This window comes from Mediterranea sp. ET5 (assembly GCF_023337025.1).
Taxonomy (GTDB): Bacteria; Bacteroidota; Bacteroidia; order Bacteroidales; family Bacteroidaceae; genus Phocaeicola_A.
The window spans coordinates 65,770-81,787 of record NZ_JAMBLN010000020.1; the positions used below are offsets into that span (position 1 = coordinate 65,770).

The 16,018-nt window shown below is 56.1% G+C and carries 10 protein-coding genes; 9 read left to right on the forward strand and 1 reads right to left on the reverse strand.

What is annotated here, in order from left to right; translation table 11 throughout:
- Positions 1–966 precede the first annotated feature (966 nt).
- From M3087_RS11835 to M3087_RS11875, 9 genes are all read left to right on the forward strand, one after another.
- On the forward strand, positions 967–1,155 hold the full coding sequence (locus tag M3087_RS11835; protein ID WP_249095962.1) for a hypothetical protein: 189 nt from the start codon (positions 967–969) through the stop codon (positions 1,153–1,155).
- Positions 1,156–1,635: 480 nt separating this feature from the next.
- Positions 1,636–2,619, forward strand: coding sequence for a hypothetical protein (locus tag M3087_RS11840; protein WP_249095965.1), 984 nt, complete (start codon positions 1,636–1,638; stop codon positions 2,617–2,619).
- 197 nt (positions 2,620–2,816) lie between these two features.
- Positions 2,817–6,191 carry a SusC/RagA family TonB-linked outer membrane protein gene (locus M3087_RS11845; protein ID WP_249095969.1) on the forward strand — a complete coding sequence of 1,125 codons (3,375 nt, stop codon included), beginning with the start codon at positions 2,817–2,819 and terminating at the stop codon, positions 6,189–6,191.
- A 27-nt stretch (positions 6,192–6,218) separates the two neighbouring features.
- Entirely contained in the window at positions 6,219–7,655 is a 1,437-nt protein-coding gene (locus M3087_RS11850) for a RagB/SusD family nutrient uptake outer membrane protein (RefSeq protein ID WP_249095971.1), read from the forward strand.
- 27 nt (positions 7,656–7,682) lie between these two features.
- On the forward strand, positions 7,683–9,050 hold the full coding sequence (locus M3087_RS11855) for a DUF4843 domain-containing protein (RefSeq protein ID WP_249095973.1): 1,368 nt from the start codon (positions 7,683–7,685) through the stop codon (positions 9,048–9,050).
- A 24-nt stretch (positions 9,051–9,074) separates the two neighbouring features.
- Positions 9,075–10,760, forward strand: a complete 1,686-nt coding sequence (locus M3087_RS11860; protein ID WP_249095975.1) for a PKD-like family lipoprotein — start codon at positions 9,075–9,077, stop codon at positions 10,758–10,760.
- A gap of 79 nt (positions 10,761–10,839) precedes the next feature.
- On the forward strand, positions 10,840–11,940 hold the full coding sequence (locus tag M3087_RS11865; protein ID WP_249095978.1) for a TlpA disulfide reductase family protein: 1,101 nt from the start codon (positions 10,840–10,842) through the stop codon (positions 11,938–11,940).
- A 12-nt stretch (positions 11,941–11,952) separates the two neighbouring features.
- A complete protein-coding gene (locus tag M3087_RS11870; protein ID WP_249095981.1) occupies positions 11,953–13,104 on the forward strand; it encodes a TlpA disulfide reductase family protein in 1,152 nt (383 codons plus the stop codon).
- A 24-nt stretch (positions 13,105–13,128) separates the two neighbouring features.
- Entirely contained in the window at positions 13,129–14,283 is a 1,155-nt protein-coding gene (locus M3087_RS11875) for a TlpA disulfide reductase family protein (protein WP_249095983.1), read from the forward strand.
- Between the two features lie 477 nt (positions 14,284–14,760).
- Here the strand turns inward: M3087_RS11875 and M3087_RS11880 are convergent, their stop codons facing one another.
- Complete coding sequence (locus M3087_RS11880) at positions 14,761–15,807, reverse strand: alpha/beta hydrolase family protein (protein WP_249095986.1); 1,047 nt, start codon at positions 15,805–15,807, stop codon at positions 14,761–14,763.
- Positions 15,808–16,018 lie beyond the last annotated feature (211 nt).

Below are 16,018 nucleotides of genomic sequence, written 5' to 3' on the forward strand. Positions count from 1 at the left end.
CTATTGATACCAAAAAGGCTCTATTGCTGACACATTTACGCAAATCAAGGTTTTCAGCTAACGCGCACTTTGAGAAAATCGGGCAAAGTAGGTTATTTTAAGAATATCCATGCAGTTCAAAGTGCATAGTTATCCAAAAGCAGGGATGAAAGCGAATATTTATACCGCGAAACAATATTGTTTGAGAGGTCAAACACTTGTGTTTGGTGTGTGAAACAATATTGTTTGACGACCCAAACAATATTGTTTCGTCCGTCGAACAACATTGTTAGCACAGCAAAACACTCGTTTTACAGTTCATAAACACTATTTCAGCTTCCTTTACCTCTAGTTTGTTCGGGAGAGCGTTCACTCAGGAAGTATCATCGTGCGCATTCTTTTGCACCTTCAGCATTCAGCCAGCTTCCGTACACGCCTCAACACATCCAAAAGTATCCATGAACCGCTCCTATCCTGACAATATGTATTTCACTAAACGGCTGAGAATGCAAAAAACTGAGGCAGCCCGTCTTTGGGTGCGAAGAAGGGCATTCTGAAGGGCTTCGTTTGACGTTTTGTCATTTTGATAAATACCGTTCGACAGCCTGACACGCCTTCCTGTAACAGGATGCAGGGCTTTCCCGACAAAAATGTCCGGGAAATCTTTGTAGTTTTCGGAATTTATCCTTTCCTTTGTGAACGAAACAAAAAAGATATCAGCAAGAGACAGACACAAGGATTTAAAGACATATTTCAAGCAACTTGTAGACAAGTTATTTGGCTTTAGTAAATCTGGTAAATTGAAAAGAGCCCCAAATAATAAGTCGAAAGGTAGGTTTGTACCCTGCAAAGGGCACAGCCTGCTTTTCCTTATTTGAACTTCGAGGTTTTACCAGAACCTAATCAACCAAATAAGCGAAAAGACAAGGCAGTGTCCTTTTTTCTTTTGCTTCTTGCAGAATGGGTCTAAACCTTAAAAGCACCAATATGGATTACCAAATGAATTGCCTGAAACGTCCGTCAGCCTATCCAGGCTGGCACCGACAGCACAGCAACCCCACGAACGTTGCTGCGCGACCTGCTACCGGACAAACACCGGGTGAGCGTGTCCACGTACTTTTCACTCATCCCCTCCTCTACATCTTCAGGAACATCCCCGAACCCTTTCATCACTAATTGCACCTCCCGGTGTCCTGCCGCGGACTTCCGTGTAACAGCTTTGAACAGGTTTTGCGCACGAGTACCTTATTATAATAGGAACCGTTGCGACGGAAAGGCTGCATCCCTCTGCTCGAATATTTCAAATGTTAAAAGCGTTTGTGCTCCCTTAGATTCTTCTAAGTATTATTTGCAGTTTTCACACACTTATACGTATCTTTGGGCACTTCAATTAAATCATACATTGGAGTACGATCCATTAAAGAATTATCCTTACTAAATGGAACGGCACAAACACAACAATCTAAACACAGCGACTCATGAAAAAGTGCGCTTTGACAACATACGAATCCGAGAGAGTTCCTGCGCCTCCTCTTCTCCGCGCACATGGAAGCGCCCCTGCACGCAGCCACCCCAAGGAGGCGGCTCTTACGGGGCGGGATACTTCCCCCTACAAACTTGACTAATTCTCTAAACCACACTCAAACCATTACATCCATGAACAAAAGACTCCTATTATTTGTTCTCTTCACACTGCCCTTGCTGGTCATTCAGGCGGGAGAGAATATGAAGACCACCTTGAGCTGTCAGATTTACGACTTCAGGGGAGAGATGATTTACTTCGACTGTGTGCAGTCTCCCTTCTTCCGGGCAGAATTTCACACCAACCCGGGCGAAAACCACATCTACAACTTTGAGACTGACCGTCTGGTGACCATGCTGGTCAACAGCCGTGTACAGCTCGTCCTCGAACCGGGCGACAGCCTGCATGCCGTAATCCGCTATGGCAGCAACGGACGTCCGGAACGGATCGAACTGAGCGGAACCGAACGTGCAGTCCGCCAGAACAACCTGAAACGGGACATCTCCCAAATCCAGGCTTCCATGCGCTACAAGACCCAGCTGCTCGCTTGTGTGGCTGTCGACACCAAGCCGGCTGACCGCCTCCGTGACACCCGGACGTTCCTGGAAAAGACCGACAAGCTCATCAAGCTGGAGTCGTCGCACTGTTCGCCGGAGTTCATCAACTACATCCGTGCCGAGGTGGAAGCCATCGCCTACGGTTCGATGGTGGAGTATCCTGCCATGTATGCTTCGGTGCGCCACGTCCCCATCGAGCAACAGGGCATCGGCGACTACTGGACCATCGTCGACGACTACACTCCGCGGGATGACCAGGCTTCGCTGCGCTGCATGCCTTACAGCGAGTTTCTCTGCCAGTATTGTGTCTACCAGCGTACGAAGGAGGCACATGCGGCCGGAAAGACCTACAAGCGTCCACAGACCCTGGAAGAGCACTACCGGGAACTGACCTCCTTCTTCAAAGGCAACCAGCTGGACGCCACGCTCTTCCTCGTGCTGTCGAACTACATCCGCAACGGAAAAGACATCGAGCGGGTGGAGCCTTTCCTGAAGGAATACAAAGAGAAGTATAACGTCGACAAGAGCTACGCCGAAATCCTCGACTCGCTCATGCAGTGAGGAATTCCCCACACCAAGGACCTGCGTGCATGCACACGGACGTACCGTGTGCAGGGTGCACCTTGTCCTCCTTCACCGAAAACACTTACTACAACGCGCGTGCAACCGTCTCAGTGGAAGGGTGTTAAGCCTGCTTATCCATCCACCGCAACAGTCTGCACCTGCGAAAATTGAACCATCCAATAAAACGCTGAGAGATGAGAAAGTTCAGACGATTAGTCCCCATCCTGAGTCTTGCCCTGTGCACCAGCCTCGGCATGACCTACACCGTGTCAGCCCAAGACATTGATAGAGAGAGGGCTTACAAGAATGAGAGAATCAGTGTGCGCATCAGCAACGAACCGCTGAGCACCATCATCGAACGAGTGGCTGCACAAGCCAAAGTGAAAATCTACCTGCAAGGGGTGACCCTGATCGGCATCGACCGTCCCACGACCGTCAACGAGAACGACAAGACGCTCGATGAAATCCTGCGCGAGCTGCTGAAAGGACAGAACGTGCGGCTGCGCTATGAGATCGGGCGCACCATCTATGTGGAACCTGCCGACGAGGAAGACGGCGAGTTTGCCATGATGCCCGTGCAGGGCTTCGTCCGGGGTTCCGATGCTCCGGAGGGCCTCATCGGCGCTACCGTGGTCATCACGGACGGAAGTGGCAACAGCACGGGCATGGGTTGTGTGACCAATGCCGACGGCAAGTTCTCCATCAACGTGCCGCGCAAGCAGTCCATCAAGGTGTCGTTCATCGGCTACAAGAGCAAGTCCGTCCAGATTCTCAAGCCGGAGAAAGCACTGGAAATCACGCTGAATGCCAACACCGTCGACATGGACCAGGTGGTGGTGACCGGTATCAGCAAACGAAGCAAGAGCAGCTTCACCGGAAACTATGTCACCGTGAAGGGCGACGAGCTGCGCCGTGTCAGCCCGACGAACATCCTGCGCGGCTTGCAGTTCTACGACCCGAGCTTCCGCATCGTGGAGAACAACCAAACGGGTTCAGACCCGAATGCCCAGATGGACTTCCGCATCCGTGGTGACCAGAGCCTGGGCATCAACACCGAAGCCAGCAGCATGGACCTCATGCTCGACAACGTCTCGAGCCGTCCGAACGTGCCGCTCTTCGTCCTCAACGGATTCACCGTACCCATCAGCCGCATCCTGAGCCTTGACCCGGAACGTGTGGAGAGCATCACCATCCTGAAGGATGCCGCCGCTACCGCCATCTATGGTTCAAACGCAGCCAACGGCGTCATCGTCGTAGAGACCAAGGTTGCCCCTGACGGCGCCCTGTCAGTGTCCTACAGCGGCAACTTCACCCTACAGGCTCCCGACCTGACGGACTACAACCTCTGTAACGCGGAAGAGAAGCTTCAACTGGAGTGGATGGCAGGCATCTACGACCCGTCGAACAACACGGAGATGAACCTCTACAACCGCTACAAGCGCAACGTCCTTGCCGGCGTCAACACCTACTGGCTCTCGCAACCGCTGCGCACAGCCTTCATCCAGAACCATTCGCTCACGGCAGCCGGCGGTACGGACGTGTTCCGCTATACGTTGGGCGTGAACGCGGGCTTCACCCCCGGTGTGATGAAAGGCTCGTCGAACAACAACAAGAGCGTGAACCTGAACATGTCGTACACCAAGAACCGGATTGTCGTAGGTGCCGACATCACGCTGACCGAGACGCAGGGCGAGAACTCCCCCTACGGCAGCTTCTCCAGCTACACCGAGGCCAACCCCTACTATCAGATAAGGAACGCCGAGGGTGAGTATGACAAGATTCTCGACACGAAGGGACTGGGAGCCGGTTACTCCAACCAGAGCATCTACAACCCGCTCTACGACTCACAGTTCAACGCCCGCAACGAGACGAATAACCTCAACATCACCGCCCAGCTGAACGCCGAGTACATGTTGCTGAACAACCTTCGCCTCACCGCCCAGCTGTCTTACATGCGTGGCATGGCACGCACGGAAGCCTTCTCACCGGCAGGCATGACACGGTTTGACCAGGTGCAGGACCTGACACAACGCGGTGCCTATGACAAGAGCACAGGCGAGTTGACCTCGTGGTCGAGCAACCTGGGTATCAACTACAACCTGCAAATCAACAAGCACCTCATCAGCCTCTTCGGCAACTGGACCGTCAACGAGGACACCAACAACCAGGTGAACATGAGCGCTACGGGATACCCCGACGAACACATGGACGACTTCATCTTCGGTTTCCAGACCTCCAACCGCCCGACAGGTACGGAAGAGACCTCGCGCGCCATGGGTCTGACGGGACAGTTCTCCTACAGCTATGACAACAAATACTCCTTCGACTTCAACGTACGTGCCGACATGTCGTCGCGCTTCGGTGAAGACAACCGCATGGAACCGTTCTGGTCAGCCGGTGTGCGCTGGAATGCCTACCGTGAGAAGTGGCTGGAGGGTCGTCTGTCGAACCTCGTGTTCCGTGCCTCGTACGGTGTGACCGGTTCGCAGAACTACGACCCCTATCAGGCCATCGAGTTCTACACGTTCAGCAACTCGATGAAGCCCTACCAGTCGTTCAACGTGCTGGGTGCGCTCCTTCAGGGACTCAACAACTCCAGCCTCGGCTGGTCAAAGACGGGCAACCTGAGCCTTGCCGTCGACCTGGGCTTCTGGCGGAACCGTGTGAACATGACCTTCAACTACTACAACAACATCACCCGTGAGATGCTGGTCAACTTCGACCTGGCTCCCTCCACAGGCTTCGCCTCGCAGATGCTCAACGCCGGAGAGTTGCAGAACCGCGGTTTCGATGCTTCGCTGAACGTCATCGCCTTCCAGGACCTCCGCCGCCAGCTCTACTGGACCATCGGCGTGAATGCCAACCGCAACAAGAACAAGATACGCAAGATCTCCAACGAGCTCCAGGCGCTCAACGAAAAACAGCTCGCGAGCGAGGATGCGCCCCTGCCGATGTATCAGGAAGGACAGTCGACCACGACCCTCTTCACCGTGCCGTCGCTGGGCATCGACCCGTCATCGGGCCAGGAGGTCTACCTGAAGCGCAACGGCGAGAAGACCTTCAAGTGGGACCCCGTCGACAAGGTGCCTGTGGGTGACACGAACCCGAAGGTGAGCGGTGCCATCAACTCGTCGCTCAACTGGCAGGACTTCTCCTTCTCGGTGAACATGACCTACCGCTACGGTGGCATCACCTACAACTCGACCCTCGTCGACAAGCTGGAGAACCGCAACGTCGCCTTCAACACAGACCGCCGTGCACTGACCAACCGCTGGCTGAAGCCGGGTGACGTGGCACGCTACAAGGCACTCGACCGCCAAGGTTCCGAGACACCGCAGAGCAGCCGTTTCATCATGGACGACAACGAGCTGAACCTCGCCAGCATCGCTGTGGGCTACCGTTTCCGCGACGACCAGTTCGCCTTCCTGCGCAAGTGCAGCATCCAGGCACTGAACCTCAACTTCACCACCAGTGACCTTGTGCGCTGGTCGACCGTGAAGATGGAACGCGGACTCGACTATCCGTTCGCCCGTTCCTACACCATGTCGCTCTCTATCATCTTCAAATAACACCAATCCTCACAAGATATACGCATTATGAAACACAACAAACTGCATATAGCCGTCTGCGCGGTGGCTGCCGCCCTGCTCAGCTCGTGCTCCGACTGGTTTGACATCAGTCCGAAGACCGACGTGAAAGCCGAAGACCTGTTCGAGACCGAGACCGGCTTCCAGAGTGCGCTTGCCGGCATCTACATCGGCATGACCGACCAGTCGGCATACGGCGCCAACTTCACCTTCGGGCAACTCGACAAGATGGTGCAATACTACGACCGCCTGCCGAGCAACGAGAACGACCCCGCCGTCATCTTCCAGTATGACGTGGAGAACGAGACCTACAACAGCAAGTCCGTCCTCGCCTCCATGTGGGCCAAGTCGTACAACCTCATCGCCAACACCAACAACTTCCTCTCCTGGCTGGACCGCAACGGCGAACGTGTCATTCGCCAGGAACAGGACCGCAAGATGATGCGCGGTGAAGCCCTTGCCCTGCGCGGCTTCCTCCACTTCGACCTGCTACGTCTGTGGGGACCGATGTACCGCTCCGACTCCACCGCCCTGTCCATCCCCTACCGCGTTGTCGCCGATGCCAGCCGTCAGCCACTGCTCCCTGCCAACCAGGTGATGACCCGCATCATGGCAGACCTCTCGGCAGCCCGCGAACTGATGAGCTATGAGAAAGGTACCTCCCTGGAGGAAAGTACCCGACGCTTCCGCCTGAACTATTATGCCATCACCGCTCTCATGGCACGTGTATGCAACTACCGGGGCGACAAGGCAGAAGCATTGGCTTACGCCGACGAGGTCATCAACGACTGCGGCATCTATCTGATGGACGAAAGCCGCAATGACCCCGCTCTCTTCGGCGAGACACTCTTTGCACTCAACATCTACGAGATGTCCGAGAACTACCAGAGCCTCTGGGCAGTGGGACCGACCTTCAACACCCAGCTCTCGTGCACACAGACCAAGCTGGACCAGATTTTCGAGACCAACGGTGTGGGCAACAACGACATGCGTGCCCGTCGCAACGAAGCCTTCCTGATGTACGACGACACCAACGAAGCCATCTCGCGCAAGTATATCAAGAACGACGACGGGGTGCTCCCGCTCATCCGCCTGTCAGAGATGTACTACATCATGTGTGAAAGCTCCCCGCTCGACCAGGCAGCCAAATACATCAACGAGGTACGGCAGAAACGGGGTATCTCGCGCACGAACGACTACACCTTCACTTCGGACGAGCAACGCCTCGACGCGCTCAACCTCGAATACCGCAAGGACTTCTACGCCGAAGGACAGTATTTCCACTTCCTGAAGCTGCACGAGATGACCACCTTCCTCAACTGCCCCCTCACCGGCGGCATGACCGCAGAGCAGTATGTCTTCCCCCTGCCTGACGCCGAGCGCGAATATGGCTGGACCGACAGCATGTCGGGGACGACAGGCAGCGACAGTGAAGAAGCACAGTAAAATGACCTACTAAACAAGTAAAGAACAATGAAGAAAGTATATACCCTCCTCGCCTTGGCGGCTGCCCTGTGCGCCACTTCGTGCAACGAGAACGAAGTGCCTTTCTACGCAGCCGGTTCCGACGGCATCTATTTCAACTATGAGGACGAAAACCAAGCCAACTTCGAGGCTTCGGTGAACTTCGCCGACTACATCGTGGGCGACTCTGCCTTCCTGAGCGTACCCGTCAAACTGAAGACCCTGGGATACCTTGCCGATCATGACCGTCGCGTGGTGCTGAAGGAGAATCCCGTGGAGTCCTACCAGCAGGCAACCATCGAGATACCGGAAATCATCATGCCTGCCGGAGAGACCGAGCTGGACGTAGTCATCAAGGTGCTCCGTCCGGCTGAAATCAACACCCGCTATGCCGTACGGCTCACCATCGACGGTAACTCGTCGGAGAGCCAGATAGGCTCAGGCGTCACCGAGAAGGCTGCCTTCACCATCTACTCGGAGGAGACTTACAGCCAGCCTGCCAACTGGAACAACGTCACCCGCTTCTTCGGCACGTGGACACTCGAGAAGCATATCTTCCTGGCACGGGTGACCGGCAACGACCAGTACACCTCCGATCCCTCGATGGGCGAAAGCTACAACGTGGCTGCCGTCGACTCCATCCGCACCTACTACGCCGAACACCCCGAAGCGGAGAAGACCATCGACATCCCCCTGCTCGCCATCAGCATGTGGAGTCCGTACCAGTACGCACAGCCTCCCTATTGGAATGCCCTGCACGACCGCTACCTGGGAAGCTACAACCCCACCATGTTCGGCAACTACTGCCAGTCCTACAACATCAACACCGTCAATGAGTATGACGAGTTCACCGGCACGGAAGACAACCTGAGGGAGGTCAACAAGAAAGCGGTCTACGCCATGACCAGCTACATCAACCAGCAGTTCCAGATGGGCTCCTCGGTATCCAACGCCTCGACCGGCTTCCGCGTACCGTTCCTCGACGAGCTCTTCGACGAATACCAGTTCGCCGAACCCTACTGGTGGGTCAACTTCCCGACCAATACCCCGGCAGGCGGTACACCCACAGGCATCTACATCGACGACTACTATGGCACCTACTCGGAGAGCAAGTACCGCTTCATGCTCAAGACCATGCTGGCTGTACGCGGCAACGACGGCTTCTCGTGGGGCGACATGTTCCCCGTGTGCGACAACTTCATGGGTGGACTCGGCTGGGACTACATGCTCATGCCTGCCGACGCACAGCAGCTCATCCGCACCTGCCATGAGATGTTCCTCTCGGAGTATGACAAGAACCCCGATGCCTACGACTTCACTTTCCCGCGCACCCTCGTCTTCCCCGACGACAGCGGCTCAGGAAAAGACAAAAAGTAACCCTCACCGAAAAACGAACAACGTATGAAAAAGATATTATTCGGACTGCTGACCCTCGGCACCGTCGTCCTGGGCGGATGCTATGAAGACAAGGGCAACTACAGCTACAACTTCGGAGACATCAACAGTGTGGACACCCTCAGATTCACACCCGAAGCTTACTCCGGTCTCAACGGCTGGATCATCGACTTCATGAAGAGTGGCGAAGCCGACACCGTGACCGAACGCGTCACGGTGAACCCCACATTCTCGGCTCCCGACAAGGCGGACCAGATGGACTACTACTGGTACCGGCAATACACGTGGAACGGGCAAACCGTGAAAGACACGCTCACCACACCCGGATACATGGACGTGCTCATCCCCGAGAACGGCAATGTGAGCTACAGAGTCATCCTCGAACTGCGCGACCGCGAAACGGAAATCTCCTACTTCACCCAGCTGACCGTGAAGACCCGCGAATGGTACACCAACAGCCTCTTCGTGCTCCACGGCAACTCCACACAGAACCAACGGCTGGGCAACGTTGAGTTCCTCGGCGACGAACCGACCATCACCCTCGATGCCTTCGAGCGCTCGAACACCGACCCGAACCTGCACGAGCCTTTCAAGAATGCCCGCGTACTGGGCTTCCGCATGAACCTGTATGATGCCGAAATGGTGGTCTTCAAGACCAACGGCGAGGCGGAAGTCTACAACCCCTTCGGCTTGAAACGCCTCCAGGACACCTACTTCGTGATGCCTCCCGTCGCCGTTGGTTCCAACCTCTTCGTCGCCAAAACACTCATCAACGAAGACCCGGCAGCGGCAAACAACGACTTCCGCTGCGTCCTGAGCAACGACGGACGGTTCTACATCTCGCGCAGCTCGTTCCGCTTCTATGAACCGGGACTCAACACCGAGAACACCGAGCACCTCACCACCGACCAGTACCGCGTCAGCATCGGCACACGGACGGGAGACTACTACGTCTTCTGGGACGACCAGGGCAAGCGGTTCATCCACAACGCCATCGGTGGCAACAGCTTCCCGCGCCTCGACACCGACGGACGGGAGACGGCAAGCCTCATCACCCCCGTGCTCGACTCACACATCGACGCCGGCATCCTGGCGAAGCTCTCCGGCATGCAGCCCGTCTATGCCTATATGAACAACTTCAACTACTTCCAGTCTGCCGACGAGATGCGCTTCCTCTTCTACGACCCTGCCACGGAAAGCAACATGATGTGCATGCTCACGGTGGACGGAGGCGGCGGCAAGACCAAGGCTGTCACCCGTGCCGACAAGGATGAAGAAAGCACTGCCATGTTCGCAGCCGACACCCTCAGCCTGGACGGTCTCCACATCGAACCGGGGACTCCGGTAGTCTACACGGGTGCCTACTCGCTCGACTTCTTCTTCTACGCCGACGGCTCCACCCTCTACCGTTACAATGTGCAGAGCGGCGACCAGGACATCATCTACGAGGCCCCTTCCGGCTATGAGATTGTCCTCCTGAAGTTCCGGCAGAATATAGACTACCTGTACTGGGGCAACCTGTACCGCTACCTCTCCATCGGTCTGAACCGGAACAACGAAGGCGCCGTAGCGGAAATCAAGCTGACGGCAGCGGGTGACCTGGACGAATCCTTCGAGCCTCAACTCTACGAAGGCTTTGACCGCATCACCGACGTGCAGTTCTGCAACGAACGCATGTACACCGCCGAATAAACCTTTCAATCACATTCGCAGGCTCAACCGTCCACCCGGACGGTTGAGCGTACGCGAAGCCTAAAAACCTTACATAAACATGTTACACCTACGAACTCTTTTCAGCGCCCTGGGACTGTGCGGCTGCCTCTGCCTGCAAGCCCAGCAACCCGTGACCGTCAGCGGGACTATCGAGGGGGTCAGCTCCGGCAGACTGCTGCTCGTTGTCCCTGTCGGCGAAACACAGACAGACACCCTTGCCACCGCAGACATCACACCGCAGGGCAACTTCACCCTGAAAGCCACACTCACTGAACCGACGGGTGCGCACATCATGCTGGAGAACTACCTGGGAGGCTTCTTCTTCTTTGCCGAACCGGGCAAGACCTACGAGGCACGCCTGAGCAACGGCGAGGGCTCTCACATCCGCGGCGAAGGACTGCAAGTGGAATGGTTGCGCTACCAGGCGGACGTACAGTCCATCAACGCCCGTCGCGACTCCATGCAGCAGGCCTTCGACAACCTCCGCGCACAATCCAAGTTCCGCAGCGCCAGCGAGGCAAACAAACGGCTGGAAGCCTACACGCAGGAGAGTGGCGACCAGGTGCGCCGCTTCCTTGCCGCACACGACGACGTGCTCAACGCCTACATCGTCTACACCTATGCCTGTCAGCGTGAACTGGACGGAGCAGCCAGCCGGGCACAGTACAACCGCCTGGGCGAAAATGCACGCCGGAGCATCTACGGACGCATGCTCGCCCAACGTGCCGACCGGCTCGAAGCTGCCACCAGCGGCAAGCCTGCCCCCGACTTCACTCTTCCCACCCCTGACGGAAAGAACATCACCCTGAGCAGCGTGAAGGCGAAACTCCGCATCGTCGACTTCTGGGCATCGTGGTGCGGCCCCTGCCGGCTGAACAACCCGAAGCTCAAGGAGCTTTATGCCGCCTACAAGGACAAGGGACTGGAAATCATCGGCGTGTCGCTGGACACTGATACCCGCCGCTGGACGGACGCCATCGCCAAGGACGGACTGCCCTGGATTCAGGTGTCGTCGCTCAAAGGGTGGAAGTGCCCCGTGGCAAGCCTCTACGGCGTGAGTGTCGTCCCTGCCATATTCGTCATCGACGCCAACGGCAACATCATCGCCACCGAACTGCGGGGCGATGCCTTGAAAGAATTCATTGCAAAACACCTTTAACACCAACCATTTATGAAAGCATTCACCATCCTGCTCTTCGCCTGTAGCCTTGCCGCGAGTACGTACGCCCAAGATACCTACAAGCTGACCGGAGAACTGACGGCTGACTCGCGCAAAGCCGTCAAACAACTGTTCATCACTTATGAAGACGAGCTGGGCAACACCGTCAAGCTGGACTCTGCCCAGGTGAAACGTGGCAAATTCACGTTCGAGGGGACCATCCCCGCCCATGTGGAGAAAGTCAGCCTGAGCGGCTTCCCCCGGGAGAGCCTCAGCTTCTTCCTCGACCCCGGCGAACTGACCGTCACGGGACTGGACGCACAGGCACCTGCCAAGGCACGTGTCACCGGCTCACACAACAACGACATATATAATAAGGTGAAAGACCTGGAGGCACAAAGTCTGCAAGCCGCCGCCGAGAAGGTCAAAGCCTACGAAGCATCGCTCCCCGCCGACATCAAGAACGACCCGGCACAGCTGAAGAAGTATGTCGCAGCCGAATCTGAACGGCAACAGGCACTGGCACGCCTCGACGTGATGGACTTCATCGCCTCCAACCTCTACGAGCCCATCGCCGTCTGGTTGGTCAACGACTACTGCCGCGACTACTTCTCTCCCTACACCATGCAGCGTGACATCCTTGTCGCCCTCCCTGCCTCCTGCCAGAACCATCCGCTCTATCAGGAGATGCTCAGCTTTGCCCTCAGCAGCGACCTCAAGTCGGGCGTTGACGCTCCGGTCATCGTGGGACGCGACCTTGACGGCAAACGTCTCTCTTCCGCTGACCTGAAAGGCAAGTACGTCCTCGTACACTTCTGGTCGTCCCAGGACCCCGCCTCCACCGCTGAAACAGCCAAGCTGAAAGAAGCACTGGAAGCAGCCCGTAACTTCGGCCGGTTCGCAGTGCTGAGCTATTCGCTCGACACCGACGCCCGGGCATGGGCGGATGCCGTCACCCGTCTGGGCATGACCGATCCGAACTGGCACCACGCCTCCGCACTCAAAGGCATGGACTCCAAGCCCGCCCGCCTTTACCAGTTCAAGAAGCTGCCGTTCAGCGTCCTGCTCAACCCACAAGGGAAAATCATCGAGATGGAGCTCCGCGGCGACAACATCGTCAGCAAGGTGACACGCATCGCCGAGGGAATCGAGACTTACGAATAAACGAACCAAAAAACACGAATTGATATGCTACAGAAACTATTGCTTACCTGCCTGATGTGTGGCGGAGCAGCCTTGTCTGCATGGGCACAGCAGACCTGCGTCATCGAAGGCACGTTCACCAACGACCGCCTGCGCCACACCGACAAAGCCATCGATAAAGTCTATCTCAACCGGATGGATGAGATGGAGAACCTCATCCCCGTCGACTCCGCCCTAGTGAGCGACGGCAAGTTCACCCTCAACCACGCACTCACCGACTACCACGGAGCCGAAGTCTACCTGCTTAGCGGATTCGACAATGGATACAGCGTCTTCTTCGTAGAACCGGGAACGGTGTCGCTCCGCATCGACGCAGCCTACCCCATTGGTGCTCGTGCCACGGGTACGCCTGCCAACGACCTCTATGAAGAGTACAAGAAGATTGCTGCCAAATGTACCCAGACACAGATTGACTCCCTCCGCGCGTTCCAACAGAGCCGCCCTGCCGGATGGATTGACTCCGACGACGGAGTGGCTGCCCGCGCCCGCATCGGTGGAGAGGCAAAGATGCGGACGAACCTGGAGCGCACCCGCTTCCTGCTCGACCACAATGACTCGGCTCTGGCTCCCCTGATGATGCGCAAGGAGCTGCTCTACACGCTCAGCGACGATGCAGCCAACGACCTGCGTCAGAGCGTCAGCCCCTCCCTGGAACAACATCCCTACACCGAAGCCTTCTCCAATGCAGTCCTTGCCCGCCACATCGACATAGGTTCCGAGCTGCCCAACATCGTCATGCCGACGACCGACGGCAAGAAGCTTACCCTGAAAGACTTCCGCGGCAAGTATGTCCTGCTCGACTTCTGGGCATCGTGGTGCGGTCCCTGCCGACGCGAAATCCCCTACGTCATCAAGCTCTACAACGAGACACGCGACCTGAAGGACAAGTTCGTCATCGTCAGCTTCTCGCTCGACAACAAGCAGAAGAGCTGGCTCGACGCCATCCCTGCCATGGGCATGCAGCTCCCCGACTGGGTACATGCATCCGACCTGCATGGGTGGAACTCCCCTGCCGCACAGACGCTCGGCATCTCAGCCATCCCCAAGATGTTCCTGCTTGACCCTGACGGCAAGCTCATCGCCGTCGACCTGCGGGGCGACCTGATGATTCAGAAGGTGAAAGAGCTGCTGCAACAATAAGGCAGCCCCACGTTCTCTCTCAACGACAAAGGCACAAAGCCACCGACGCTTCATCCTGATGCGGGATGAGTCACGTTGTGGCCTTGTGCCTTTGTCGTTCCATGCCGAATCCATATCAGCGAATACGCCAGACACAAGCGTCCGGCAGAGGAAACACAAGTGTTTCACACGTCAAACACAGGTGTTTCATGCATCAAACACAAGTGTTTGACGACCTAAGTATCATACCTTACTGACCAAAGTATAATACTTAGGCTGGCAAAGTATAATACTTAGGTGGTCTAAGTATTATACTTTGATTAGCTAAATATAATACCTTGTATCTCAAACACCTGTGTTTGACACACAAAACACAGGTGTTTGACACACAAAACTCCTGTGTTTAGCACGCCGGACACAAGTGTTCAGCGGACCAGACACAGGAGTTTGACGGGAAAGACCTTTCCATGCAGGGCAGGCTTCCCGACCGATTGGGGTTTATTCACCGACGGGAATCAAGTCGAGCGCACACGGAAGCATCTCGTGCGTCCCTTCGAAAATCACCAGACGGGTGTTGGCAGCTTCCCGCTGCAACCAGATTTGACGGTCGCCCAGCTTCAGCGTCGGGTCAGCCGTCGGCTCACAGCGGAGGGTCAGCAGACGGATGGTCTCATCCTCCGAGACCAGGTCGGCATGTACAAACGCCTGACGGTTGGCAGCCTCCGACTGTGCCAGCCCGTATTTCCAGTCACCCACCACACGGTTGTACATGTTGATGGCATGTGTGACGGGGACGGAGCCTGTATAGCCGTCGTGTACCCCTTCGTAAATGAAGAGTTGCGAAGTCCGGCGCTGCTTGCGGGGGATGACTCCATAGAGCGGAGAGCGTCTGCGTGCCTCCGCCGCGTCAAAATTCTCTCCGACGGAACCGGTAGCCTGCTCAATGTGCCCGGCATACTTGTTGCCACGCGCTTTCGACTCCCAGTACCACGCCTCCAGGTCGGATATGGGCGCCCATGCCGAGAACGACTTCACGGGACAAGTCACGTTCATGTATGCCAGCAGCGTCGCCATGCCTCCTCCCGAGACACCGATGACGTGTACCTCCTTCGCATCTGCCCCGGTTGCCTTCACCGCATACTCGATGGCTTCCTGCAGGTTCTTCACCACCCGCTCGCTTCCCATCGCCTCGGGGCGCGTGTTGGCTCCCTGAAAGTCGGGATGGATGTAGTTGTAGTTCCGTGCCTTTGCCTCTGCTGCCAACGGGTCAGCCTGCCGGTAGTCGCCACTCCAGGTGTGGAGGCTGACGATGAGCGGACGGCCCGGCTCCGTCGCCTGATAGAGATAGGCCTTTTGCGGACGGCTGTCCACCTTCGACGGGATGTCGACTATGGTGAAGTCGGCACTCCAACGGGCAGCAGATGTGTCATCCCACTGCGATGTCTGTGCGGCATGCTTGACTGCGGTCTGAGCCTGACAGGGGAGAGACACCGCTCCTCCCCACAGCAGGGCAGCAACCGCCAATGATAAAACAGGGTATTTCATAGTCTTGATGTTGTGATTTGTCATGATTCAGCTTTTACTATGACGTTTCTGGCACTGAAAAGTTTAGTATTTCTCTCGTTTTTTATCGAGTTAAAAAACTTGCTCAATAAATACTTCGGAGTGACATTCACATCAGGTCCAACATATACCCGGCTTCAGCTGGTCAAAATAAATTGATAAGGAGACAAAATACTCATCACATCCAGCAAAT

Coding starts and splice junctions, on each gene's coding strand:
- M3087_RS11835 (WP_249095962.1), top strand. CDS start 967: ATGGATTACCAAATGAATTGCCTGAAACGTCCGTCAGCCTATCCAGGC.
- M3087_RS11875 (WP_249095983.1), top strand. CDS start 13,129: ATGCTACAGAAACTATTGCTTACCTGCCTGATGTGTGGCGGAGCAGCC.
- M3087_RS11845 (WP_249095969.1), top strand. CDS start 2,817: ATGAGAAAGTTCAGACGATTAGTCCCCATCCTGAGTCTTGCCCTGTGC.
- M3087_RS11870 (WP_249095981.1), top strand. CDS start 11,953: ATGAAAGCATTCACCATCCTGCTCTTCGCCTGTAGCCTTGCCGCGAGT.
- M3087_RS11840 (WP_249095965.1), top strand. CDS start 1,636: ATGAACAAAAGACTCCTATTATTTGTTCTCTTCACACTGCCCTTGCTG.
- M3087_RS11860 (WP_249095975.1), top strand. CDS start 9,075: ATGAAAAAGATATTATTCGGACTGCTGACCCTCGGCACCGTCGTCCTG.
- M3087_RS11855 (WP_249095973.1), top strand. CDS start 7,683: ATGAAGAAAGTATATACCCTCCTCGCCTTGGCGGCTGCCCTGTGCGCC.
- M3087_RS11880 (WP_249095986.1), bottom strand. CDS start 15,807: ATGAAATACCCTGTTTTATCATTGGCGGTTGCTGCCCTGCTGTGGGGA.
- M3087_RS11865 (WP_249095978.1), top strand. CDS start 10,840: ATGTTACACCTACGAACTCTTTTCAGCGCCCTGGGACTGTGCGGCTGC.
- M3087_RS11850 (WP_249095971.1), top strand. CDS start 6,219: ATGAAACACAACAAACTGCATATAGCCGTCTGCGCGGTGGCTGCCGCC.